General features: G+C 64.1%; 25 protein-coding genes. 7 read left to right on the top strand and 18 right to left on the bottom strand.

Translation table 11 applies throughout. The annotated features are described in order from the left end of the window. Positions 1-21 precede the first annotated feature (21 nt). Complete coding sequence (locus tag DU490_RS06490) at positions 22-879, top strand: PEP-CTERM/exosortase system-associated acyltransferase (protein WP_114573519.1); 858 nt, start codon at positions 22-24, stop codon at positions 877-879. Between the two features lie 65 nt (positions 880-944). Here the strand turns inward: DU490_RS06490 and DU490_RS06495 are convergent, their stop codons facing one another. Both DU490_RS06495 and DU490_RS06500 read right to left on the bottom strand, forming a co-directional pair. Then, complete coding sequence (locus DU490_RS06495) at positions 945-1700, bottom strand: trimeric intracellular cation channel family protein (RefSeq protein WP_114573520.1); 756 nt, start codon at positions 1698-1700, stop codon at positions 945-947. A gap of 54 nt (positions 1701-1754) precedes the next feature. Beyond that, positions 1755-2345 (bottom strand): helix-turn-helix domain-containing protein, encoded by a 591-nt coding sequence (locus DU490_RS06500; RefSeq protein ID WP_258801396.1) that lies wholly within the window; start codon positions 2343-2345, stop codon positions 1755-1757. Positions 2346-2740: 395 nt separating this feature from the next. Here DU490_RS06500 and tdh point away from each other — a divergent pair, with 395 nt between their 5' ends. Together tdh and DU490_RS06510 are read left to right on the top strand one after the other, a co-directional pair. Continuing rightward, the gene (gene tdh / locus DU490_RS06505) at positions 2741-3769 is read left to right on the top strand and encodes an L-threonine 3-dehydrogenase (RefSeq protein ID WP_114573522.1); all 1029 of its coding nucleotides are present in this window, start codon (positions 2741-2743) and stop codon (positions 3767-3769) included. 1 nt (position 3770) lies between these two features. Further along, positions 3771-4961 carry a glycine C-acetyltransferase gene (locus DU490_RS06510; RefSeq protein WP_114573523.1) on the top strand — a complete coding sequence of 397 codons (1191 nt, stop codon included), beginning with the start codon at positions 3771-3773 and terminating at the stop codon, positions 4959-4961. A gap of 316 nt (positions 4962-5277) precedes the next feature. Here DU490_RS06510 and DU490_RS06515 read toward each other — a convergent pair whose 3' ends face one another. Both DU490_RS06515 and DU490_RS06520 read right to left on the bottom strand, forming a co-directional pair. Beyond that, positions 5278-6318, bottom strand: coding sequence for a DUF21 domain-containing protein (locus DU490_RS06515; protein WP_114573524.1), 1041 nt, complete (start codon positions 6316-6318; stop codon positions 5278-5280). 104 nt (positions 6319-6422) lie between these two features. Continuing rightward, positions 6423-6923 (bottom strand): DUF305 domain-containing protein, encoded by a 501-nt coding sequence (locus tag DU490_RS06520; RefSeq protein ID WP_258801398.1) that lies wholly within the window; start codon positions 6921-6923, stop codon positions 6423-6425. 324 nt (positions 6924-7247) lie between these two features. On the opposite strand from DU490_RS06520, the gene DU490_RS06525 reads away from it, so the two are divergent. From DU490_RS06525 to DU490_RS06535, 3 genes are all read left to right on the top strand, one after another. Further along, positions 7248-7700: an NfeD family protein gene (locus DU490_RS06525; RefSeq protein WP_114573525.1), complete on the top strand. Its 453-nt coding sequence runs from the start codon at positions 7248-7250 to the stop codon at positions 7698-7700. A 130-nt stretch (positions 7701-7830) separates the two neighbouring features. Beyond that, the gene (locus DU490_RS06530) at positions 7831-8886 is read left to right on the top strand and encodes an SPFH domain-containing protein (RefSeq protein WP_114573526.1); all 1056 of its coding nucleotides are present in this window, start codon (positions 7831-7833) and stop codon (positions 8884-8886) included. Positions 8887-9001: 115 nt separating this feature from the next. Beyond that, positions 9002-9160, top strand: coding sequence for a YhfG family protein (locus DU490_RS06535; protein ID WP_114573527.1), 159 nt, complete (start codon positions 9002-9004; stop codon positions 9158-9160). A gap of 258 nt (positions 9161-9418) precedes the next feature. On the opposite strand, the gene DU490_RS06545 is transcribed toward DU490_RS06535, so the two are convergent. The 9 genes from DU490_RS06545 to fabV form a co-directional block, all read right to left on the bottom strand. After that, positions 9419-9595, bottom strand: a complete 177-nt coding sequence (locus tag DU490_RS06545) for a hypothetical protein (RefSeq protein ID WP_181869986.1) — start codon at positions 9593-9595, stop codon at positions 9419-9421. Positions 9596-9597: 2 nt separating this feature from the next. Continuing rightward, positions 9598-10962: an N-succinylarginine dihydrolase gene (gene astB / locus DU490_RS06550; protein ID WP_114573528.1), complete on the bottom strand. Its 1365-nt coding sequence runs from the start codon at positions 10960-10962 to the stop codon at positions 9598-9600. Next, complete coding sequence (gene astD / locus DU490_RS06555; RefSeq protein WP_114573529.1) at positions 10959-12428, bottom strand: succinylglutamate-semialdehyde dehydrogenase; 1470 nt, start codon at positions 12426-12428, stop codon at positions 10959-10961. Before astD ends, astB begins: the two co-directional genes overlap by 4 nt. Continuing rightward, on the bottom strand, positions 12425-13471 hold the full coding sequence (gene astA, locus DU490_RS06560; RefSeq protein WP_114573530.1) for an arginine N-succinyltransferase: 1047 nt from the start codon (positions 13469-13471) through the stop codon (positions 12425-12427). The genes astD and astA overlap by 4 nt, the downstream gene beginning before the upstream one ends. Continuing rightward, positions 13471-14541, bottom strand: coding sequence for an arginine N-succinyltransferase (locus DU490_RS06565; RefSeq protein WP_114573602.1), 1071 nt, complete (start codon positions 14539-14541; stop codon positions 13471-13473). Before DU490_RS06565 ends, astA begins: the two co-directional genes overlap by 1 nt. 50 nt (positions 14542-14591) lie before the next feature. After that, positions 14592-15806, bottom strand: a complete 1215-nt coding sequence (locus tag DU490_RS06570) for an aspartate aminotransferase family protein (protein WP_114573531.1) — start codon at positions 15804-15806, stop codon at positions 14592-14594. 136 nt (positions 15807-15942) lie between these two features. Then, on the bottom strand, positions 15943-16920 hold the full coding sequence (locus DU490_RS06575) for a GlxA family transcriptional regulator (RefSeq protein ID WP_181869987.1): 978 nt from the start codon (positions 16918-16920) through the stop codon (positions 15943-15945). A 149-nt stretch (positions 16921-17069) separates the two neighbouring features. Beyond that, complete coding sequence (locus DU490_RS06580; RefSeq protein WP_114573532.1) at positions 17070-17279, bottom strand: hypothetical protein; 210 nt, start codon at positions 17277-17279, stop codon at positions 17070-17072. A gap of 54 nt (positions 17280-17333) precedes the next feature. Then, positions 17334-18545 carry an enoyl-ACP reductase FabV gene (gene fabV / locus DU490_RS06585; RefSeq protein ID WP_114573533.1) on the bottom strand — a complete coding sequence of 404 codons (1212 nt, stop codon included), beginning with the start codon at positions 18543-18545 and terminating at the stop codon, positions 17334-17336. Positions 18546-18875: 330 nt separating this feature from the next. Between fabV and DU490_RS06590 the strand changes: the two genes are divergently transcribed. Beyond that, positions 18876-19265 carry a hypothetical protein gene (locus DU490_RS06590; protein WP_114573534.1) on the top strand — a complete coding sequence of 130 codons (390 nt, stop codon included), beginning with the start codon at positions 18876-18878 and terminating at the stop codon, positions 19263-19265. A gap of 12 nt (positions 19266-19277) precedes the next feature. Here DU490_RS06590 and DU490_RS06595 read toward each other — a convergent pair whose 3' ends face one another. From DU490_RS06595 to DU490_RS06615, 5 genes are read right to left on the bottom strand one after another with little or no spacing between them, the layout of a single operon-like run. Beyond that, positions 19278-19763 carry a glutathione peroxidase gene (locus DU490_RS06595; RefSeq protein WP_114573535.1) on the bottom strand — a complete coding sequence of 162 codons (486 nt, stop codon included), beginning with the start codon at positions 19761-19763 and terminating at the stop codon, positions 19278-19280. Between the two features lie 26 nt (positions 19764-19789). After that, on the bottom strand, positions 19790-21952 hold the full coding sequence (locus DU490_RS06600; RefSeq protein WP_114573536.1) for a DUF3488 and transglutaminase-like domain-containing protein: 2163 nt from the start codon (positions 21950-21952) through the stop codon (positions 19790-19792). Further along, positions 21949-22923 (bottom strand): DUF58 domain-containing protein, encoded by a 975-nt coding sequence (locus DU490_RS06605; RefSeq protein ID WP_114573537.1) that lies wholly within the window; start codon positions 22921-22923, stop codon positions 21949-21951. The genes DU490_RS06600 and DU490_RS06605 overlap by 4 nt, the downstream gene beginning before the upstream one ends. Positions 22924-22925: 2 nt before the next feature. Beyond that, positions 22926-23852, bottom strand: a complete 927-nt coding sequence (locus DU490_RS06610; RefSeq protein ID WP_114573538.1) for a MoxR family ATPase — start codon at positions 23850-23852, stop codon at positions 22926-22928. Beyond that, entirely contained in the window at positions 23849-24397 is a 549-nt protein-coding gene (locus DU490_RS06615; protein WP_258801402.1) for an NUDIX hydrolase, read from the bottom strand. Before DU490_RS06615 ends, DU490_RS06610 begins: the two co-directional genes overlap by 4 nt. Between the last annotated feature and the right edge of the window lie 47 nt (positions 24398-24444).

Here is a 24444-nt window from a genome sequence, read left to right on the forward strand (position 1 = left end):
AGGAAAGGATGCCGGTGAGATATGACCAACGACACAGCAAGAAAGGCCCAGCGCCTGGATGAGAACAACCCGCTGGCGTCTTTCGCCAAGCAGTTCCGATTCTCGATCGCCCATGACAAGGCGTCCCGCTATCGAGCCTACGCCCTTCGGCACAAGGTATTTCGCCAGGAGCTGAACTACGATCTGGGGGAAAACACCGATATCCCGTTCGAGAACGATGCCCACGACAAGCATGCCATTCTATGCCTGTTGAACCACATCCCCAGCGGGATCGATACCGGCTGCCTGAGGGTGGTACTGATTCCCGGCAACGCGACTCAGCCACTCAACACGCTGCCACTCGAGCAGAGTTGCGGGCATAGCCTCGACCACCCAAAGCTGCATCCCAGTCTGTTTCATCGCTCCACGATCTGCGAAGTTTCCCGCCTCGCCGTCCACTCGGCATTCCGTCGAAGCAGGGACTGTGTCATCGGCCTGAATGAACACGACATCCGGCAGCTCTCCGGCCATGATGTCAAGCCCTTCTCACCGCTACTGGGGCTAAGCCTGTTCCTCGCAGCCACCGCCATCGTCGGGCTGTCGGGAAGACGCCATGTGTTCGCCATGATGGAGCCACGCTTCTCACGACTGCTCAAGATGTCGGGCCTAGCCTTTCACAAGGTAGGCCGTGTGATTGACTACTGCGGACCCCGGGCAGCCTACTACATCGATCAGCACCAAGCCGAACGGGACATGCATGACACCTTGCGCCCCTTGTACCGACACATCGTGGCCGAACTCTCCCCCCAGCTCACAGAGTCTTCCGCACAGCGCCTGATCGGCTTTTCCAGCCGCCCTCTGGATCATAGCCCAATCACCGACAATTCAGACCCCGGGTAGCGCCTGGCAACAGCACAACGCAGCAGGCAGTTCCAGAGGGACGGGGGACACACCGGTAAGAAGGCCTATGCCTCATCCTGTCTGTCTTCAGACCCACTGCGGCCACGCTTCTGGCGGATCATCCTGACCTTCGCCTTGGTTCGAACCGACGGTGGTGACGTCTCGCCACGCCCCATATCGTCTACCGCCGGTGCCGGAGACGCTATCTCCACCCAGGCGAACACCGGCAGCGACAGATGCCAGTGGATGGCCGCCAAGCGCAGGCCAAGCGTCACCAGCAGCGCCAGGGAGATCGTCAAGACCCAGGGAGCCTCGAGCGCAAACAACACGACATAGGTGATGCCCCCGGCAATGGAGGCCGTGGCATATACCTCCTGACGCAGCACCATCGGCACGCGTCGCGCCAGCACGTCACGCAGCATGCCGCCGGCCACGCCCGTCAACAGCCCCATAAGCACCGCCACCGCACCGGGCGCGTCGAGTTGCAGGGCCTTGTGGGCACCAATAACGGTGAACAGCGCCAGGCCGAAGGCATCAGCCACCGGCAAGAAAATTCGCGATAGACGATGAATATAGTGGAAACCGATGATCGACACCCCGACGGTGGCCAGGATCACCCAGAGGTAGGTGGGATCCACTACCCAGAAGACCGGGCGTATGCCCAGCACCAGATCGCGCAGGGTACCGCCACCGATACCGGTCACCGCCGCTAGAACCAGCATGCCGAAGGGGTCCATTTGCGAGCGACAGGCGAGTATGACGCCCGATAGCGCAAAGATGATCACCCCCGCCATGTCCAGCCAATACACCAGCTCCGTCACGACACTCTCCCAAACCGTACGTTATCCGCACTGCGCCTGATTTACGCCACATCCTTATTGATAGGTCACGACGAGAAAGCTAAGCAACTCTCCCTCACCCCGGTTTTCAATGGTGTGTTCCAGGTCGGCATGGTAATGCGCCGAGTCGCCCGGATTCAGCTCGCAGTGATTCTCTCCCGCCACAATCCGCGCGCGGCCCTGGTTAACGGTCAGCAGTTCCCGGGTTCCATCGAAGTGGGCGGCGCTCTGCAGGCGCGCTCCCGGCGCGAGCCGGATCTCATAGAACTCCACGTTCTTCTCCATGTGCAGCGGCGAGAGCGTACGAATGCGGCACTCGTGGTCGTCGCGAAAGAGCTGGCTGGCATCATCACTGCGCACCACCTCGATGCGTGAGGCCGTCCAGGGCTGGTCCACCAGGTCGCCGATGTTCATGTCGAAGGCCTGGGCGATACGCAGCGTCACCGCCAGGGTGGGATTGGCCCGGCCACGCTCGATCTGACTGAGCATTGAGCGACTGACCCCCGAAGCCGCCGCCAGTTGCTCCAAAGTCAGGTTGCGCTTCTTGCGCAGCTCGATGACGCGGCTGGAAAGCACCTGACTTCCCGTTTCTCCCTGCGGCTCGGCTGCCCTCGTTCTGTCGTTCAACACCACGCTCCTCTATACCGATACCTATGCCATCGATACCTGTGTCTACATTAATAGCGGCCAATCTCACTCGACCTGCTTCGTTAAAGAGGCCCACTATTCGCCTCATCAGATCGATAAACTTGACTCGAAACCCGAATCTCTCGCTACGATCGGTCAGATCCGACAACCTTCTAAGACCGCAGTACACAGCCACGGAATTCCATTATGAAGGAATATATTCTTGCATGGTGGAGATATTCTGCGATACTGGATTTATCTCTCTTATAGTAAACGCCCTGGCTTGAATTACCAGCCGCTCGCTCAAGCAAGCAATGTTCGTTACGGTTCGAAAACCTTACCACGGTCCAGAAGCCGCATGGCGACAAGCCATCATCTACAAAAAAGGTAGAGATATGAAAGCACTGGTCAAGAAAGAGGCAGCACCAGGCCTCTGGCTAGAAGAGGTACTGGACCCCACGGTCGGTATCAACGACGTCCTGATCAAGGTAAAGCGTACCGCCATCTGCGGGACCGACATGCACATCTACAACTGGGACAGCTGGGCCCAGAAGACCATCCCGACACCGATGGTGGTGGGCCACGAGTTCGTCGGCGAGATCGTCGAGGTGGGATCCAACGTGAACGACTTCAAACCGGGGCAGATCGTTTCCGGCGAAGGGCATGTGGTCTGTGGGCGCTGTCGCAACTGCCTGGCGGGACGTCGTCACCTCTGCGCCTTCACCAGCGGGATCGGCGTCAACCGCCCCGGTGCCTTCGCCGAGTATGTCGCCCTGCCCATGTCCAACGTCTGGGAACATGCGCCGGGCATCGACCTTGACGTGGCAGCGCTGTTCGACCCGCTGGGCAATGCCGTACACACGGCGCTTCAGTACGACCTGCTCGGAGAAGATGTGCTGATCACCGGCGCAGGACCGATCGGCGCCATGGCGGCGGCGGTATGTCGCCATGCCGGCGCACGTCACGTCGTCATCACTGACCTCAACCCAAGCCGCCTCGAGCTGGCCAAGCGTCTGGGTGCCACGCGCACCGTGGACGTGCGCCACGAGAGGCTTCCCGACGTACAGCGCGAACTAGGCCTGACCGAAGGCTTCGACGTGGGCCTTGAGATGTCCGGCAGCCCCGCCGCCTTCCGCGACATGCTGGCCAACATGTGCCACGGCGGCAAGATAGCCATGCTCGGCATCCCCACCGAGGAGATCGCCATCGACTGGAACACGGTGATCTTCAACATGCTGACGCTGAAGGGCATCTACGGCCGCGAAATGTACGAGACCTGGTACAAGATGTCAGTGATGGTCCAATCCGGCCTCGACATCTCGCCGGTGATCACCCATCGCCTGCCCTATACCGAGTTCCAGCGCGGCTTCGATGCCATGCTGAGCGGTGAAGCAAGCAAGGTCGTTCTCAACTGGGAGTCATGACATGTACGGAGCCTTTCAGCAGCACCTGCGCAGCGAACTCGAGGCTATTCGCCAGGCCGGACTTTACAAGCACGAGCGCAAGCTGACCACCCCCCAGGGCGCCCATGTTGGCATCAATGCCGGCCAGGAGGTGCTCAACCTGTGCGCCAACAACTACCTGGGCCTGGCCCAGCACCCCGAGGTCAATGCCGCCGCCAGGGGCGGCCTCGACAAGTGGGGCTACGGCCTCGCCTCGGTGCGCTTCATCTGCGGCACCCAGAGCCTGCACAAGCAGCTGGAAGAGAAGCTCACCGAGTTTCTGGGCACTGAGGATACGATCCTCTACCCCTCCTGCTTCGATGCCAACGGCGGCCTGTTCGAGACCCTGCTCGGCGCGGAAGACGCCGTGATCTCCGACGAACTCAACCATGCCAGCATCATCGACGGCGTGCGGCTCAGCAAGGCCAAGCGCTATCGCTACCGCAACCGCGACATGACCGACCTTGAAGAACAGCTCAAGGCCGCCGATCGCGATGGCGCCCGCTTCAAGCTGATCACCAGCGATGGCGTCTTCTCGATGGATGGCTATATCGCCCCGCTCGACGAGATCTGCGACCTGGCCGAGCGCTACTATGCCCTGGTGCACTTCGACGACTGCCATGCCACCGGCTTCATCGGCGATGGCGGCCGAGGCACCCATGAGTACCGCGGCTGTATGGATCGTGTGGATATCACCACCGGCACCTTGGGCAAGGCGCTGGGCGGCGCCAGCGGCGGCTATACCAGCGGCAAGCACGAGGTGATCGAATTGCTGCGCCAGCGCTCGCGCCCCTACCTGTTCTCCAACACCGTGGCCCCGCCGGTGGTGGCCGGAGCACTGAAGGCCATCGAACTGGCCGCCGAATCGCGTGAGCTACGCAGCCAGCTCAAGGAGAACACCGCCTTCTTCCGTGAAGGGCTTGAGCGGCTGGGCTTCGAGCTGCTGCCCGGCGAGCACCCCATCGTGCCGGTGATGCTGCACGACGCCACCGTGGCCGCCCGTTTCGCCGAGGAGATGCTCAAGGAGGGCGTCTACGTGATCGCCTTCTCCTTCCCCGTGGTCCCGAAGGGCCGAGCCCGTATCCGCACCCAGATGTCGGCGGCACTGACCCGCGACGACCTGGAGTTCGCCCTGGCCGCCTTCGGCCGGGTGAAAGAACGCCTGAAGCTGTAGTGCTCCCACCCACCTCAACATACTTGTGCAGCCCCTCCGCTACTTCCAGGTCGTAGAGCCGTGTGGGGGGACCGTCGGCGGTAAATCCGAGCAAGCTGATATTCGCCAAAATGTAAGCCTGCGGACACCGCCGTTACCATGGATGCTACCCCGCTCTGCCGTCAAGACTATCGACAAGCAGCGCCTGCAACGCGATCTGCCGGCACCGGACCCGACACGGTTGCGACGCCTGAATCTGGCAAGTTATTGCCCAGCGGGCAAGAAGTTGCCTAATTATTATTAGCAACCAAAGGTTGCTTTCTGTGAGTGCAGGCGGCTACGACCCACAAGTCACTATCCCGTGAGAGGGGGCGTTCCTGGCGATGCCGCGCAATAGATAGCCGAGCACATCGGAGCCGGTAAGAATGCGCTTCTCCTCGCCCCAGAGCAGGATCACATCCTCGTCGAGTACGTCATCCTGGCGATGGGCGGCATGAACCCGGAAACGTCCAATCACATCGCCCAGCGGGATGCTTGGATCGCGCACGATAATGGGACCATGACAATAGGCCAGCGGCGTGAAGCCGTTGGCGTCGAACAGGGCTGCCCGCAGGAAAGCATCGGCATCGATGACAAGACGCGGCTCACCGGCTTCGTCTACCACCACCGCCCGGCTCCTGCCGCTGGCCTGCAGGCGCCGCAGAAAGGCATCGTGACGGGTACGCTGGATTTCGGGGAAGATCGGCATGGCACCGTGGAAAGGCAGAACGATAATGCTGTCGGGATCCAGCCGTTCTCCCTCTCGCCCCAGAGGCACGTCGTCCAGCGTCAGGAAGTTCATGGCGCCGCGCCCCTCGACCCGGTCGATCTCGGTTTCGGACGACTCCATGTGAAGCCGGATCAGTTGATGCAGATCCCGCTCCTTGAAGTAGGGGATCGCCTCCGGACCCAGCCAGCGATCGAGCGCCCAGGCCGTGGGACGCGCCACCGGCCAGAGCACGAGCTGATAGAAGCGAATCATTGGTGCCAGCAGGGCGGCCATGCGCAGCGCATGGCGCGAGAAGAATGCCTGAGGCAGTATCTCGGCAAATAGGGTAATGATCACGGTCGAAAACAGGAAGGCCGCCACAGCCCCCATGACCGAGCCGGAGAGCAGGGCCAGCAGCACGTTCACCGCCACGTTGCCCCACAGGATCGTCACCAGCAGGTAGTTCGAATCCTGACGCAGCCGATGTACCTGACGAGCCTGACGATTGCCTTTTCGGGCCTCGATTTCGAGTTCCAGCTTGTTGATCGAGAAGAAGGCGAGATTGAGTCCCGAGAACATCGCCGACTGGGCCAGGCAGAGGGCAATGCCGATCCAGGTCAGCAGTGTCATCGGACCTCCTTGGTTACGGGCGAGGATGGCAGCGCGACAGGTACCTGACGCGAACAGGCGGCCCGGAGGCCGCCTGCACAGATTACCACTACCCCCGGCGGGGGTCAGTCGACGTCGTGACCGCGCTCATCTAGCCAGTCCCGGAGGAAGGCGATTTCTTCTTCCTGAGCGTCGATGATCTCACGGGCCAGGTCGCGAATCGCTTCGTCCTCGCCATGCTCGAGCACGATATTGGCCATGTCGATGGCACCCTGATGATGAGGGATCATGCCACGAGCGAAGTCCACGTCGGCATCGCCGGTGAAGTCGCCCATCATGCCTTCGTGCATGCGATCATTGGCTTCGCGATAGGCCTGCACAGCCGGGTTGTCGGCATGCTCGTTATCTGCATAGGTTTCGCCTTGATCCTCGTGGCCATGATCATTGCCATGATCATCGCCATGGCCATGGCTGCCGGCATACGCCGGCTGGGCCAGCAGCACGGCCCCGGCCAAAGCGACTGCACCCAGAGCAAGCGTCCACTTTGGCATGCCTTGGTAGCGGCTGGTGGAAATCATACGGATCTCGTCGTTATGGTGCGGATGACGCGGCTGACGATGGGTCATCGAGAGCTCCTTTGGATGTGGATCGAAACACCTGACAATCCCATTCTGAAACCTCCAGGTGGCACCTGGAGCAATTGCTCCAGTTGCCATACTTTGAGGCATTGACACGGGACAAGTTCCTCAGAGCCAATCCAGCCCGGGTTGGCCAACTATGAGGGGGCGTCGCTACCTAGCTGAATGAGGCGATCAGGTCATCCAGAAAGGCAAGTCTCTCGCGGGCATAGCCCACGACGCGGTAACCGAGTACCCTCGTGGTGATTTCCTGACACGCGCTCTACCTCATTTTTTCCAAGTTACATTCTGCCCCGAGCTACGGAACGCCCCATGGACTGGAACCCTGCCCTGATCTGGATTGCCATCGCCCTGCTGCTGGGGCTTGCAGAACTCACGTCGGGCGGCATGGTACTGCTGGCTCTTGGCGGTGCCGCCGCGTTTACGGCGGCACTGGCCGCCCTGGGTCTGTCATTGCCCTGGCAACTGCTCGGTATGGGCGTATTCTCGGGGCTGCTGGTGCCGCTGGCGGTGATGGTCATCCGGCCGTGGTTCTCACCACGGGGCGTTGCCTACGGTACCACCGGTACCGGCGTTGAGAAGGGCCGCACCTATACGACACTCAAGCGTGACTTCGATGGTGCCAGTGGCGTCAAGATCAACGGCGACTTCTATCGGCTGCGCGTCGACGAAACCGGCGAGACCGACCTGCCGGAGAACACCCTGGTTATCTTCAAGCAGTTCGAGGGCACCACGGCCATCGTCAGCCACTGCCAGCAGGAGTAACCCGTGCTGTGATTTATGGTTAACTCCACCCCAATCCATGGGTGACCGCCCTCCAAGGCGCCCTCACCAAAGCGTGCAACGAGTCGCTTTCTGCAAGACTTCTCTTCCAATACTTAAGGAGCAGTAAATCGTGAATACGGATCTACCCTTCAGCCCCGGGCTGATACTCACCCTGATTATCGTCGTCATTGGCATTCTGATCATCGCCAAGGGGCTGGTGATCGTCCGCCAGTCCGAGGTGATGGTCATCGAACGGCTGGGGTCGTTCAATCGGCTGCTGGAAAGCGGGATCAATATCATCATCCCCTTCATTGAGCAGCCCCGCGCCATCACCATGGTTCGCTATCGCAAGATGGGCGAGGACTATCACCCGATCACCAGCAGCGAGGTCCGTATCGACCGTCGTGAAACGGTGATGGATTTCCCGGGCCAGCCGGTGGTGACCACCGACAACGTCACGGTGAACATCAACGGCGCGCTCTACTATCAGATCATCGATCCGAAGCGCGCCGTCTATGAAGTAGAGAACATGAGCCAGGCGGTAGAGGTGCTGGCCAAGACCACACTGCGCTCGGTAGTCGGCAAGATGGAGCTCGACAAGCTGTTCGAGTCCCGCGCCGAGGTCAACAACGAGATCCAGGCCGCCATGGAAGAAGCCGCCTCAAAATGGGGCGTGAAGATCTCGCGGGTCGAGGTTCAGGACATCGCCATGCCCGAAGAGGTGGAGTCCGCCATGCGCCTGCAGATGGCCGCCGAGCGCAAGCGGCGTGCCACCGTCACTGAGGCCGAGGGGGAGAAATCCGCCGCCATCGCCATGGCCCAGGGCCAGCGTGAGTCGGCGATCCTCAACGCCCAGGGGGACAAGGAGTCGGCCATACTGCGCGCCCAGGGCGAGCAGGAGTCGATCAAGCTGGTACTCAACGCCATCGGCGACAGCGACGAGCACAAGCGCACCGTCGTGGGCTACCTGCTCGGCCAGAGCTACATCAAGGGGCTGCCCAACATGGCCAAGAACGGCGAGCGGGTCTTCGTGCCCTACGAGTCCTCCGCCCTGCTCGGCTCCATGGGCATGTTCCGCGAGATGGCCGGTTCACCGGAAGACGCCGTCTCCCGGCATCTTCGGTCCAGCGACAACCAGAGCGGTCTGCGCGGCGGCATCGTCGGCGGAGGTGGCAGCGCCAGCTAGTCGTTCAAGCCAGGGCACCGGCGACAGGCTGGTGCCCCGGCACCGTTCGGCAAGGAAGCATCAAGGGCTCATATGCGTTAAAACACGAACTAACCGGTGAAATCGAGGCAATCCTATGACCAAGGTATCCCTCAAGACCAAGCAGGACTATTTTGCCAAAGTAAAGCAGAGCAACTTTGCAGCCAGTCTGCAACTGGAGGGGTTCAGCACATCCGACGCGCCTCGCGCTCTTCCCAGCAAAGCCGCCACTCTGGAAAAATATCGCCAACGTTGAGCCTGGCCGATAGCCACTGCTAATGGACAAGGTAACGCCAGGGCGCAGCGACTTCCCTTCGAACACTTGATCATCAATTGCGGTTACGTGATCTCATGGGCCGGGCTGGATCGTGACGAGTGGATTCGAGCCAACATTGCCGCTTACTACTGTGATTACGACCCCAAGATCGCGGTTTTCATGCAATGCATCGGGCCGCTGCTTGGCGAATAACGAAGCCGGTTTGGCAGCAAAGCTGACTCAATTCTCTCAACACTTCTACTCGCCTGCAGGCAGCCCGACAAACCGCGCCAGCTGCATCTCCTGCAGGCGGCTCAGGGCGCGACGGCAGGCGTCGAGGCGGGCGGCGGCAACCCGCTGTGCCTCGTACGGGGCGAAGCCCTGGCGCTCCACCGCCTCCCGGTACAAGGCCAGGGGCGAGTTCGCTGCCGTCATGCTCAGCCCAGTTGAAACGGATAGACCGAGCCGATCTCCAGGATCCGCGTCAGCTCGTCCAGCGCCGTCAGGGTCTCGTCGGCCAGTTGCGGGTCGGCCAGATCGTCGGGGGCCAGGCGTTCGCGATAGTGACGCTCGACCCAGGCGGTCAGCTCGTCATGAAGCCCGTCGTTGAGCAGCACCCGGCCGGTCAGTGCCGATCGCTCCACCTGCGAAAGTGCCACCCGCAGGCGCAGGCAGGCAGGCCCACCACCGTTACGCATGCTCTGTTTGACGTCCTTGACGACGACTTCGCCGATAGGGTTGTTACCCGCCAGCAGGTGGTCCTGAATGGTCCGCCACACCGCCTCGCGCTCCTGGCACTCGCCGGGGACCACCAGGGTCATGCTGCCGTCCGGGTTACTGAGCAGCTGGGAATTGAACAGGTAGGAGGCCACGGCATCTTCGAGGCTTACCGCCTCCAACGGCACCCGCACAGGAATCAGGGGCGTCGCCATCTTGGCCCTCAGTTCATCCAGCGTGGCCTGTTCGTCGAGGAAGGCCATTTCGTGATAGAGCAGCACCGGGCCGTTGCCCACCGCGATTACATCGTTGTGAAACACGCCGGCATCGATGGCGTCGGGAAGCTGCTGGGCGAATACTGTCTGGTCGGTGCTCAAGCCATGCTGTCGCGCCACGGCCTGGCTCGCCTCCAGGGTCTGGCGGGCCGGGAACTTGCGCGGCTCGATGCGCCCGCCGAAGGCCTGGCGGCCGTAAACGAAGAGGTGAACCCCGGGGTCACCGTGCTCACCGCAGAGGCGGGTATGGTTGGCCGCTCCCTCGTCGGAGAAAGCCGGGGTCGCCGGCAACACTGAATGGTGGGCGAAGTGGCTCTCGTCGTGGAAGATCGCCGCCAGCACGCGACCGGTGGTCTCCGGCTCCAGATAGCGGTGAAAGCTCGACTGCAGGTTGGCCGGGGTGAAGTGTACCCGACCGTCCGGTGCATCGCGGCTGGGTGTCACCGTGCCGGCATTGGCCGTCCACATGCTCGAAGCCGAACACACCGCGCGCAGCACCTGGGGCGCTTCGCTGGCCGCCCGGGCCAACACCTCGGAATTGCTGCCGGAAAATCCCAGCGCCCGCAGGGCGCCGAGGTCCGGACGCTGCTGGGGCGGCAGCACGCCCTGAGCGTAGCCGGCGTCCATCAGCGACTTCATCTTGGCGAGCCCCTGCAGTGCGGCTTCACGGGGATTGGAGACCAGTCCGCCGTGGGACATGGACGCCACGTTACCGTGGGCCAGGCCCGAGTAGTTGTGGGTCGGCCCCACCAGGCCATCGAAATTGACTTCCCGGTAGCCCTCGTCGTGCAGCGTCACAGCGTCGCTCATAACACCACCCCCGGCGGCAGTTGGTCAGGCAGATGCAGCTCGCCGCTCTCCATGGAGGCCACCGGATAGGCGCAGTAGTCGGCTGCGTAGAAGGCACTTGGGCGATGGTTACCGCTGTCGCCCACCCCACCGAAGGGGGCATCGCCGGAGGCGCCGGTGGTCTGACGGTTCCAGTTGACGATGCCGGCACGAATGCGCAGCAGGAAGTGATCCCAGTCAGCGCGCTCGCCGCCAATCAGGCCGGCGGAGAGACCATAGCGAGTGTCATTGGCGATAGTGATCGCTTCGCCCCAGTCTTTATAACGGTATACTTTCAATAGCGGACCGAAGTGCTCCTCGTCGGGTACATCCAGGCCGGTGACGTCGATCAGTGCTGGCGACAGCAGGCTGGTGCCCTCCTTCAGGCACTCCATGCGTGCCAGCACCACACCACCCAGCGCCTCCAGCTCATCCTGGGCCTTGAGCAGCCCCTGGGCCGCCGCCGGGCTGACCAGGCCACCGTAGAACGGTGCCGGTTCGGCGAACTGGCCGGCCACGTGCAACCGACCGATGGCGTCCACCAGAGCGTCAAGCAGGTGATCGCCGACCTGACCCTCGGGCACCATCAGCCGACGGGAACAGGTGCAGCGCTGGCCGCCGGAGAGGAAGGCCGACTGCAGAATGGTCAGCACCACAGCATCCTGGTCGTGCACGTCCTTGACCACCAGCGGGTTGTTGCCACCGAGCTCCAGGGCCAGGATCTTGTCGAACTGATCGGCGAACTGCCGGTTGAGCAGCCCGCCCACCTTGGCGCTGCCGGTGAACAGCAGGCCGTCGATACCCGGGTGCGACGACAGCGCCTGGCCCACCGGCGCGCCACCCTGCACCAGGTTGATCACCCCAGCGGGCAGCCCCGCTTCCTGCCAGCACTGCAGGGTGAGGTCGGCAGTCAGTGGGGTCTGCTCGCTGGGCTTGAACACCACCGTGTTGCCGGCCAACAGCGCAGGCACCATATGCCCGTTGGGCAGGTGTCCGGGGAAGTTATAGGGACCGAATATCGCCATCACCCCATGGGGTCGGTGACGCAGTACCGCACGAGTGTCGCCCACGTCACGGCTGCGCTCGCCGGTGCGCTCATGGTAGGCCCGCACCGAGATCGCCACCTTGCCGATCATCGCCCCCACCTCGGTACGGGCTTCCCAAAGCGGCTTGCCGGTTTCCGCGGCAATGGCTCGGGCCAGGTCCTCGCGGTGGGTTTCCAGCAGCCCGCGGAAACGCTCCACCACCGCCAGCCGCTCGTCGAAGGAGCGCCGTGCCCAATCCGCAAAGGCACCACGGGCGGCAGCCACCGCCGCCGACACCTGGGAGTCGCTGGCGGCATTTCCCTGCCACAGGGTTTCGCCGGAAACCGGGTCCTGCTTGGTGAGGCGCGACGCAGCGCCCGCCTGCCAGGTGCCGTCGATCGACAGTTGCTGCATGGCTTTCATGGTGTCTCCTCGGTATCCAGTACGCGCAAGGGGTCGCCGGCGGCAACGTCTAGCCGCTGCGCCTCCTGCTCGCTCAGGGTGATGGTGTCGTCCTCGTTGGGTCCGCTCGCCACCCAGGCGGCGCGGAAGGCGGCCATGTCGGTACTTGCCGCCAGCCATCGCGGCCGTGCAGCGGGTGGCTCGCTGCCCGCATGGACCTCCACCCGGCAGCGGCGCGACTTGCGCACCGCGCGCACGTCGTCGATATAAGCTTCGACGGTGGGGCCGCCGTCGAAGATGTCGATGAAGCCTTCCCAGCGCAGCCCCTCCTTCTTGAGCATGGCCAGCGCCGGGCGGGTATCGCGGTGCACCTGGCCGATGCAGGCGCGTGCCTCATCGGAGAGGAACGGGGTATAGATGGGAAACTTGGGCATTAGCTCACCGATGAAGCTCTTCTGCCCCAGCCCGGTCAGGCGGTCCGCCTCGTCGAAATCCAGCGGGAAGAAGTGGCTGCCCAGGCACTCCCAGAAGGGGCTCTTGCCCCGCTCATCGAAGACACCACGCATCTCGGCCAGCACCTTGTCGGGAAACTGATCGCGAAACTCGGCGATGAACAGCCAGCGCATCATCGACAGCAAGGCGCCGTTGCGCTGATGGCGCCGGTCCTCGCCACGGTACTGGGGGCGCAGGAACAGCGATGCCACTTCGGCATCGCCGGTGTGGTCAGAGCTGAGAAAGAGAGTATCGATGGTACGGTGCAGGTCGAGCTGTACCGATGAGTGGGCCAGGGTGCCCAGGCGATAATGGTAGAAGGGCACCTCTCGCCCCACTTGCCCTTCGATGGCGCAGCAGCCCGCCAGCGCACCGCTGGCCTCGTCCTCCAGCACGAAGAAATAGTTGCGCCGGTCCGACGGGGAGCACTGCTCGAAGGCGGTCACCGCCAGGTCGATCTTCTCGGCGAGAAACTCGCGGTTGTCGGGCAGCGAGGTGAAACCCACCCCGGTCTCTCGCGCCAGAGCCTGCAGTTCGTCCAGGTCGGACTCGGCAATCGCTCGAATGCGCATCACAGCTCTCCCTCGTCGTAGCCCAGCTCGGCCTCGTCCGCTGCCAGAGCCAACGGCGCCACCAGCACCGCACGCCCCTCCTCGACGCCCAGCAGTTCGGCGTGCTCCGACGAGAGCATCAGCTGGCCGGTGGGTGACAGCGCGTAGCGGGCCACCACGCAGCGGAATTCACCCAACCGCTGGTTGGCGATCATGGCTGGCTCGGCATCCGGCAGCACATGGGCCGGGCGCACCCGCACCGGGTGCCAGGCGGCACGGCGAAAGCTCGCCAGGCGGTCGCGCTCACCCTTGATCACCGGGCCGGCATCAAAGATGTCCACATGGCGCGAGCGCAGGAAGCCCTCGGCCAGCATCTCGGCCATGGCGCTTTCGTGGTCCGGGTGTTCACGGCCGATCGCCGCCCGGGCCTGGGGCGTCAGCAAGGCCAGGTAGAGCGGGAACTGCGGCATCACCTCGGCGATGAAGCTCTTCGAGCGCACCCCGGCCAGGTAGTTGATTTCGTGGTAGTCGCGCACGAAAAAATGGCGCCCCACGCTGTTCCAGAACGGCGACTCGCCCTGCTCGTCCAGGTAACCGGGAAAGGCCATCGCCAGCACCTCGGCGAAGCGCTCGGGGTACTGGGCGATGAACATCAGTCTGGCCCGGCGCAGCAGGCTCTCGGCACTGGTGCCGCGGTAGCGCGGCTCGATCGACAGGGCACAGAGCTGAGTGGTCTCGGAGACCTCGTGGGAGAGCGCCAGGGTCTGCACCTCGCGGCGCACGTTGAGCTGCTGCGAGGCATGGATCAGGGTCTCCTGGCGGTAGGTGTAGTAGGCCTCGCGGGCCCCGGCCTCGGCGCGGATGGTGGCGGTACCCACCACCTCGCCGCGCTCCAGGTCCTCGAGGACGAAGGTATAAAGCTCGTCGCCGGGGAAATCGACTTCGCGGCTGAAAGAGTGTCGCGAGCGCGCGATGCGCTCCTCCAGCCTGTCGCGATGGGCCGGCAGGTTGGTCAGGCTCGGCGAGGCGGTGCCCGCCAGCCGCTCCAGTGCCGGCAGGTCGGCCGGCCGGACGGGGCGTACGACCATCATGGCAGGGTCTCCGGGTCGGTTGGCGGCATCGTGCAGGGTCTGGCCGGCCTTCACTTGGCCGTCACCAGTCGCTCCACGGCCCGCTCGAGGCGCGCCATGCCTTCGCTGATATCGGCTTCGGGAATCACCAGCGACGGCGCCATGCGCAGCACGTTGGGCCCGGCGATCAGGGCCATCAACCCCTCCTCGATGGCCAGCGGCAGGATGTCCTTGGCCCGATCGGTGTATTCGGGCGCCATCTCGGCGCCGACCAGCATCCCCATGCCGCGTACTTCCTTGAACACGCCATGCTTGCGATTGATCGCCTCCAGATGCTCGCGGAACAGGTCGTGGCGCTGCTTGACGCCATCGAGAACCGCCGGCGTCGCGATGTACTCGACCGCGGCCAGGGCCACGGCGGAAGCCAGCGCATTGCCGCCGTAGGTGGAGCCGTGGGTGCCGATGGCAAGCGCCGGGGCGACACGATCGGTAGTCAGCATCGCCCCCACCGGGAACCCGCCGCCAAGGCCCTTGGCACTGGTCAGGATATCCGGGGTCACACCGAATTCCATGTAGGCGTAGAGCGAGCCGGTACGGCCCACGCCGGTCTGCACTTCGTCGAAAATGAGCAGGGCATCGTGGGCGTCGCACAGGTCGCGCAGCCCCTGCAGGAACTCCTGGGTCGCCGGGACGATACCGCCCTCGCCCTGCATCGGCTCGACCATCACCGCACAGGTGTCGTCATCGATCAGGTCACGCACGCTATCGAGGTTATTGAACTCGCCGTGGACGATGCCGCCCGGCACCGGTCCGAAGCCCTGTGAGTACTTGGGCTGGCCGCCGACGCTGACGGTAAAGAAGGTACGTCCGTGAAACGACTGCGAGAACGAGACGATGCGACTCTTGTGCTCACCGCCGTTGTCATGGGCCCAGCGGCGCGCCAGCTTCAGCGCCGCCTCGTTGGCTTCACCACCGGATGAGCACAGGTAGACCTTGTCGGCGAAGGTGCGCTCCACCAGCGTCCGGGCCAGGGCCAGCGCCGGCTCGTTGGTGTAGACATTGGAGAGGTGCCAGAGCGTGTTCGCCTGCTTGGTGAGCGCCTCGACCAGCACCGGATGGCAGTGGCCGAGGGAGTTGACCGCAATACCCCCGGCGAAATCGATATACTCGCGCCCCTCCTGGTCCCACAGGCGACTGCCCTCGCCGCGCACCGGGATGACCTTCTGGGGAGAATAGTTAGGCACCATGTACTGATCGAAGTCGGCGCGGGTCGGGGTCTGGCTCATGTCGGTCTCCATTCCAGCAAAAAAGGGCAAACGAAGCGCTACTGTCATTCGAGTATACGGAGCCCCAGCCATCCGGGCTTTCAGCTATGGGACTCCATCTTGTGAAAATGGCTGTCGGCACGGCCGCCGGCGGTGCTTAGTGCAGCCGCTCCTCCCGGGGCGTCACCCCAAAATGATTGCGATAGGCGGTGGAAAAGTGCGCCGGGGAGGAGAAGCCCGTCTTCATGGCGATCTCGCCGGCGGGCAGGTCGCTGTCGCGCAGGAGTCGCCGGGCTTCCTGCAGGCGAAGGTCGAGGTAGTAGCGGCCGGGCACGGCCTGGAGATACTTCTTGAACAGCCGCTCCAGCTGGCGCCGGGAGATGCCCAGGTGTTCGGCCAGCTCGTGGGTGGTCAAAGGCTCCTCGATATTGGCCTCCATCAGCATCACCGCATCCACCAGCGGCGCCGGCGCATGGCCCAGGCGGGCACGCAGCGGCACCTGCTGGGGCTCGTCTGCCATGCGGATCCGCTCCAGCACGAAATGCTCGGAGACCCGCTCGGCCAACTCGTTGCCGTGGTGGGAGGCGATCAGCGTCATCATCATGTCCATGGCCGCCGTACCGCCACCGCAGGTGAGCCGGTCACGGTCGATCTCGAACAGCTGCTGGGAGAGCCGGACGCGAGGAAAGTCGCGGGTGAAGGCGGTGAAGCGCTGCCACGGCAGCGTGGCGCGGTAGCCATCAAGCACACCGGCACGCGCCAACAGCTCGGTGCCACCGCCCACGCCGACCAACACGACACCGCTTCTGCCCAGTGCGCGCAAGCGGGCAACGAGGGCGCCATCGGCATTCGCTGACAGAGGTGTCGGGGCACAGACGACCAGCATGTCTAGCTCGGCTTCCGCCTCGTCGAAAGGCTTGCCCGCCGCCAGGCTGAGTTCAGCAAGGCTTGGCGTCTCGCCACCGCCGGAACTATAAGCCAGCACACGATAGAGACGCCTGCCGGCCAGCTGGTTGGCCATTACCAGCGGTTCCAGGGCGCACGCCTGGGCAAGCAGGGAGAAGCCCGGCAACGTCAGCGCCCCGACCCGACGGGTCGCTGACGTGCTAAGAGTGACGGTGGGGGTGTCGGGCATGGAACGCTACGCCGTGAGCCGGAACGGGACTGTGATCTTACTCGATCGGCAGCGTTAGCGACGAATGCAGGGTGAGTGACGAATGCAGGGTGAGTGACGAAACACCCCGCGACTCAGGGACGCAGGGTGTTGGTGGAGGCAGCAAACGGTCAGGCCAAGAGCGCCGAGAACAGCCGGTAGATCAGAAAGCCACCCGCCAATACCGCCGTTGCCAGCAGCAGCCAGTGCCAACCCTTGGCCGGCCTCCTGGCCTCCGGCTGAGCGGCATCAGGCTCGGGATGCTCGAAGTCCTCCGGCGTCCTCACTTCCTTGAGGTGCTGGTACTCCTCTTGAGCGGTCTTGCTTTCCTTCGTGTCCATCGTCGTCTCCTTCTTCTGCCTGCAACGCGAGCATCTCAGTCTCGTATCAGCAGGCTATAAACTCACGACATCAAAGGTCACCTCGGGGTTCACATCGGCATCGTAGTCCACGTCGTCCCGCTCGAATCCGAACAGCTTCAGGAACTCGTGCTTATAACCAGCATAGTCGGTGATCTCGAACAGGTTTTCGCTGGTCACCTTGGGCCAGAGGTCCTTGCACGCCTGCTGTACGTCGTCACGCAGTTCCCAGTCGTCGAAGCGCAGGCGGCCGGCTTCGTCGGTGACGAACTCGCCGCCCTGCCCCTGCGGTGAATAGAGGCTCTCACCGAACAGGCGGTTGAGCTGGTCGATGGTGCCCTCATGCAGCCCCTTCTCCTTCATCACCTTGTAGACCATGGCGATATAGAGCGGCATCACCGGAATCGCGGCACTGGCCTGGGTCACCACCGACTTGAGCACCGCCACGTTGGCGCCGCCGCCCGTGGCCTTGAGCCTGGCGTCGATCTCGCCGGCGGCGCGATCCAGGTCCTCCTTGGCCTTGCCCAGGGCGCCGTGCCAGTAGATGGGCCAGGTGATCTCGGTGCCGATGTAGCTAAAGGCGACGCTGCGTGCCCCGGGCGCCAGCACGCCGGCCTGGTCCAGGGCATCCATCCACAGTTCCCAGTCCTCGCCTCCCATGACGGCCTTGGTGTCCTCGATCTCCTGCTCGGTGGCCGGCTCGACCTCGGCTTCGATGATTACATCCTTATTGGTATCGATGGCGGTGGCGCGGTAGGTCTCGCCGATAGGCTTGAGGGCAGAGCGCTTCAGCTCACCGCTGTCGGGCAGCTTGCGTACCGGCGACGCCAGCGAATAGACCACCAGGTCGACCTGGCCCATATCCTGCTTGATCAGCTCGATGGCCGTCTCGCGGGCTTCGTGGGAGAAGGCATCGCCGTTGATCGACTTGCTGTAAAGCCCCTCGGCCTTGGCGAACCGGTCGAAGGCAGCGCTGTTGTACCAGCCAGCGGTGCCGGGCTTCTTCTCGCTGCCCGGTTTCTCGAAGAAGACCCCCAGGGTATCGGCACCGTAGCCGAAGGCCGCGGTGATACGCGCCGCCAAGCCGTAGCCACTTGAGGCACCGATCACCAGGACCTTCTTCGGACCCGCGGTTGGGTCAAATCCACGGGCACGAGTTGCCTCGATCTGCTCGAGCACGCTCTTCTCGCAGCCGATGGGGTGGGTGGTAGTGCAGATGAAACCGCGAACCTTGGGTTTGATGATCACGTCTAACCTCATTGTCATGGCCCGCCGCTGGCACAGCAGCATCGGGCGGATGTGAGTGGGCTGTGGTGGCATTCTAGCAGTCTGCCGGGCTTGACCGGTCGTCGCGAGAAAGTCGGATTTCGAGCCAAGTTTATCAATCGGATGAGGCGAATAGCCCGCTATTTAACGAATCCGATCGAATGAAATTGGCCGAAAGCCCGGATTTCGCAGCAGATCAGCGTTAAGTCCGGCAGGCTGCTCGCGTCCGTCATCCCTCCTGTCCGCTCTTGAGCCGGGCCTTCGAGTGGGGCAGGATACATTTCCCGGGTAACGCGCAGGCAGGAGAGAACGATGGATGCACAGACGCTGGTCGATGAGCGCGGCGAGCTGTGGCTGGCACTCGCCCCGCTATGGCTGGACCGTGAACCCGGTGAGCGTGAGTTCACGCACATGGTGGAAGTGATCCAGCGCCACGACCTGACACTTCATCAACTGGAGTGGATCTTCCGCCTGGAACTGGCCCCTGTGCTGTCGCGAAATCAGATGTCGGTCGCCAGCGAGTGGCGCAAGTTCGACGACTATCAGCTCATGAAACGCCTGGTCGCCCACAACATGCGGCTCAAGGGCTGGCGGCGCAAGAGCTGGGCGCTGTTCTCCGGCTTGACCACCATGATGACCCGTCACCGCTGGAACGAACTGATGATGCGCGTGATGCTCGAACGCGGTGAGTCTCCCAGTTAGGGTCGCGCCTGTTCAGGTCTCATCCAAGGCCAGCTCCAGAGCCAGCTCCAGAGTAACGCCGTGCTCGCCCGGCGCGAAGCGCCGTATCACCCGGCCATCCCGGCCCACCAGGAACTTGGTGAAATTCCATTTGATCATCGTGGTGCCGAGCACACCCGGCGCCTCGCGTTTCAGCTCCTTGAAGAGCGAATGAGCCTGCGAACCGTTGACCTTGACCTTCTGCATGACCGGAAAGGTGACGCCGTATCGGGTCGAGCTGAAGGCGCAGAAATCCATGGCCGACTCAGGCGCCTGACGGGCAAACTGGTTGCAGGGAAAAGCCAGCACGGTTAAACCACGATCGCGATGGCGGCCATAGAGCCGCTGCAGCTCATGCAACTGTGGCGTAAAACCGCAACGGCTCGCCACATTGACGATCAGCAGCACCTGCCCCTTGAGGGCCTGCAGATTGAAGGGCTCGCCGCGATAGGTGCGGCATTCGTGTTCGTGAATGGCCATAGGTCGCCTGCCTTGCTGACATCCTTTCACGATGCCACGTCATCCCCCGCGGCACCAGCCCGGCGGGCTCGATAGCGCGGCGTCGCCAAGTACCGCCCTATCTCCTTGGTGGCCTGTCGTAGCCGCCGCCGACCAGCGCTCCTTTCCGCCTCGTTCAGCGGTGCATAGGCTAATCGCTCATACTCCTCGGCAATGGTGCGAAGGGCCGCCCCCACGGAGCCGAGTGCCGGGGCAACACGCAGCAGGTGGCCGGCCGGGGTCTCGCCGGAGGTAGGTCCCAGGCCCAGGCACACCAGTCGGCCCCGCAGATACCCCAGCATGTCGCTTTCGTTACGCCAGCGGCGCTGGTGCAAGCCGATACGCAGCAGCCATGTCAGGCCAGCCAGCCCCAGCACTGTGCCTCCCAGCCAGGCCGCACCCCTCCAGAGTGCCGAGCGTAGATATGTACTGAGCCAGCCGTATCCTGCCTCCAGCCGTTCGCCAAGGCCCAGCATGAACTCCCTGGCGGTGGCCCGTTGGTAACCGATGACGCCTCGCTGCCACTGGTACTCCAGGCTCTCCCACCGCAGCCGCAGGCGGTTGACCCAGCCCAGCTCGCGCAGGCGCAGCGAGGAAAAGGGCGAGTCGGCCAGAAAGACCTCGGCGCCACCCTCGACGGCCTGGGGACCCAGCTCGATCCGCTCGGGGGCAATAGCAGCCGTGGGGTCCAGGCGCTGCCAGGCGCCATCGAGCCACACCTCGACCCAGGCGTGAGCGTCGTAGTCGCGGACGGTGAAGTAGCCATCCGGATGGCGTTCACCGCCCAGAAAACCGACCACCAGCCGTGCCGGAATTCCCGCTGCCCGAATCAGGGTCGCCGCGGCCGAGGCGTAGTGGGTGCAGTAGCCGGCTCGACTCTCGAACAGGAATTCATCGACCCGATGGCGGGAGCCCAGGCGTGGCGGCATGAGCGTATAGCGGAAGGGGGACTCACCGAAGTGCGCCATGATCGCTGCCAGAAAGGCACGTTTATCGCCCCCGCTCTCCTGCCACAATTGCTCACCCAGCGCCCGGGTCCGGGGATTGACCTGGCTCGGCAGCAGGCTGTTCCAGGCGTCGCCAGCGGGGTCGGCATTGGCCGGTGCCGCCCCGCTGCTCTCCAGGCGCAGCAGACTGCGTGAGCTCTGCGACGTCAATCGCTCCAGGGTGCCGTCGGCCAGGTAGCGCTGTTCGCTGTCGCTGGCCAGCGGCGTGCCCAGCGAGGGGAGCCAGGGCCGACTGTCCGGCTCCAGCAGCAGCTCGGCGCGAAAGCGGCCTGCTTCGGCTGCTTCATCTACCCAGGGTGACCGGCGCGCCTCGCGGACGAACGCGCCTTCGCTTTGACCCAGCGTGGCGGCCAACTCGTCGGGCGGCGCGCGAAACCAGCGCCTGCCATCGGTGCCGGAGAGCGTATAGACACGCCAGTAGCGCTCATGGGTCGCTGGCTCTTCGCCGTCGAATGACACGCGAAAGGCCCGGGCATCGCTGCGCGACAGTTGTGCGATATCTCCCGGTGACACCTGGTCGGACAACCCAGTGGAGGCACGATCCATCTGTGGCATGCTCCATAGCGGACCCAGGCGCGGAACGGCCAGGAACAGCACCACCATCAATGGCGCCGAAAACAGCAGCAGCCAACCGGCTTCGACCCAGGCGCAGCGTGCATCTGGGGCACCGGCCAGTCGGGTCAGCGACTGCAGCAGCCAGGCCAGCGCCATCAGGGCGCCCAGCGCCATCAGGATCCCCTGTTCGTGCAGGAACGCAACGCTGGTCGCGATGATCCCGATTACCACCACCACCCGTGCATCGCGTCGGTTGTGGGTCTCCAGCAGCTTGAGCAGGTAGACGCCCAGCAGCAGCCCGATCAGCCCATCCATGTCGTGCAGTACGCCGTACTGCAGCCATAGCGCGCCCAGCAGCAGCGCAACGCCCCCCAGGCGCAGCAGACGCCCAGCCCGAGGCACCCGCTGACGCAGCTGGAAATAGCGCCAGATCGCCACAGCCAAGGCCAGCCCTACAAGCCAGGCCGGCATCCAGATCAGATGCAGCGCCAGCACCAGGCACTGGCCAATAAACAGTTGGCGCAGCATGCCGGCACCGAGTTCGTGCCCGTCTGCCAACACCGCCACCTCCGGGGGTTGACGACGGCGACCCACCAGCCAGTCGATCATTCGCCGTCCGCTCCTTCGGTGGCGGCCGGGAACAGCGCCAGCGCATCCAATGCAGTCCGCCGCTGGCTTTCGCCCTCCCCCTGGGGCAGTTCCAGCCCTGGCAGCCGCAGGCCATAGCGATCCCCGGCTCGATGATGCGCCAGCACCCGGGCACAGAGCAGTGACAGGCGGCGTTCGGGGCTGCCCCGGCAATTGGCGTAATCCAGCCACAGCTGCTGACGAGGTGGCACACTGAATACCTTGGTGGTAAGGATGCCGCTGCGGCTCCACTGTTTCCAGGCCACTCGCGTGGCGCTATCGCCACGTTCGAAGCGGCGCAGTCCGGCAAAGTCGGTGGCGTCCAGCCCTTCACCGAGCTGGCGGCGCTCCGGCCCCGCCACCTCCAGCGGTGCCGGATAGACGAGTAGTTCAGTGGTTGGCTGCACCCAGGCCACTGCCCGCACCAGCCCCAGTGGCCAACTGGTCTCCAGGCGCAGGGTGGGCGGCAACTGCCAACCACGCTGCCCGGTGCGCCAAGGCAGGCTTGCCGTGGCCTCAGTTTCCAGGCGCGGCAGCGTGGCGCCATGAACGTCCAGAACAAGCCCGATGGCGGTTCGCGGGCGTGCGGCCCTTATCACCACCCGGAGCCGCGACTCGCGTCCGACGAAGGCCTCCCGGGGCAACTGGAGCTCGACGGTGACACCCAGCAGGTTGCGCCAGGTACGCACCAGTACGACCACTGCCAGCCCCGCCAGCCAGAAGGCCAGCGCATAAGCGAGGCTGTTCTGGTAGTTGACGCCGAAAAGCAGCAGTACTGCCACCAGGGCGATCCAGACCAGGCCGAAGCGAGTGGGAAGCAGGAAAAGCCGACGCTGCGGCAGGGGTTCGCCGGGAGCGATGGTCAGGCGTCGACCGAGCCAGGCACGCAGCCCCCTGGGGACGCTCGCCCCTCGCCTACCGGGTACTGACGCGCCGACCTTGGCCGTGGACATGGTCAGGCCTGGACCGGTACACGACCGAGCAAGTGCATGGCCAGCGCCTCGCCCTCCTCGCGATGACCACTGCTCAGGCGATGGCCGGCTACCGGCCTCCAGACGGCCTGTACGTCCTCGGGCAGCACATGGTCGCGTCCGGCCAGTAGCGCCCAGCCACGTGCTGCCTGCACCAGCGCCAGCAGGCCCCGGGTCGATAGCCCCCAGGCCAGTTCGGGGCGCTCACGGCTGGCCCGCCCCAGGGCCTGGACGTAGTCGAGCACACGGTCGGCGACATGGATCGTCGCGACCTTCGTCTGCCAGTGGCGCAGGCGTTCGCCGTCCAGCAGCACATCCAGCTCGTCGAGCCGGCTACGACCCGCCAGGCCGCGCAGGATATCGCGCTCGGCGCGAAAATCGGGATAGCCCAGCGACAGCCGCATCAGGAAGCGGTCCAACTGCGACTCCGGCAATGCAAAGGTGCCGGCCTGGTCCTGGGGGTTCTGGGTAGCGATGACGAAAAAGGGATCGGGAAGCGCGCGGGTCTCGCCCTCCACGGTGACCTGGCCCTCCTCCATCGCTTCGAGTAGTGCGCTCTGGGTCTTGGGCGTGGCGCGATTGATCTCGTCGGCCAGTACCAGGCCATGGAAAATCGGCCCGGGGTGGAAACGGAAACTCGCCTCACGCGGGTCGAAGACCGACACCCCCAGCACGTCGGCGGGCAGCAGGTCGCTGGTAAACTGTAGGCGCTGCATATCGAGCCCCGTAACCCGCGCCAACGCCTGGGCCAGGGTGGTCTTGCCCAGCCCCGGCAGGTCCTCGATCAGCAGGTGGCCGCGACAGAGCAGGCAGCACAGGGCCAGGCGCACCTCCCGGGACTTGCCCAGCACCACCCGGTCCAGAGTGGCGATCACGGCCTCCAGGTCCCCCACCGACGTCAATGCATTCATCGCCCCGTCTCCAGCCAACCGGACGCGATCAGCTCGTCCACGGCCTGGCGGGTATCCGGTGTGATCTCCTCCAGCGCCAGCGCCTCCTCCAGGGAACACCAGAAAGTATCGGCGACCTCTTCCACCTGCAGGGTGAGAGGGCCATCGTACTCGACCAGATAAAGACTGCCGAAGATGTGGTTGCCGCCCCGGTCGTACCGGAACTCCCCGGCATGACTCAGGGGGACGCCGCAAATGCCCAGCTCCTCGGCCAGCTCACGACGCGCCGCCACATGCACGGCCTCGCCGGCACCGACCACGCCCCCCGCGGCCAGGTCGAGTCCGCCGGGAAACACCTCCTTGATCAGGGTGCGGCGCTGAACGCAGATCTCACCCTGTCGATTGAGGATGACCACGTAGGTGGCCCGGTGCCAGAACTGGAAGCGGCGCATCAGCGCCCGGGGGGCGCTACCGCAGGGGCGGTTGCGGGCATCCACCAGCTGGATGGACTCATCGGCCACCAGCGGCGTCGGCAGAATCGGGTCGAGAGGGGTCTTGGCCGTCACGGTCACCTCCGCAGGTTCGAGCCACAAGCCTACCCAGTGGTGCCGCC

It is taken from the genome of Halomonas sp. DQ26W (assembly GCF_003339685.1).
GTDB lineage: Bacteria > Pseudomonadota > Gammaproteobacteria > Pseudomonadales > Halomonadaceae > Halomonas.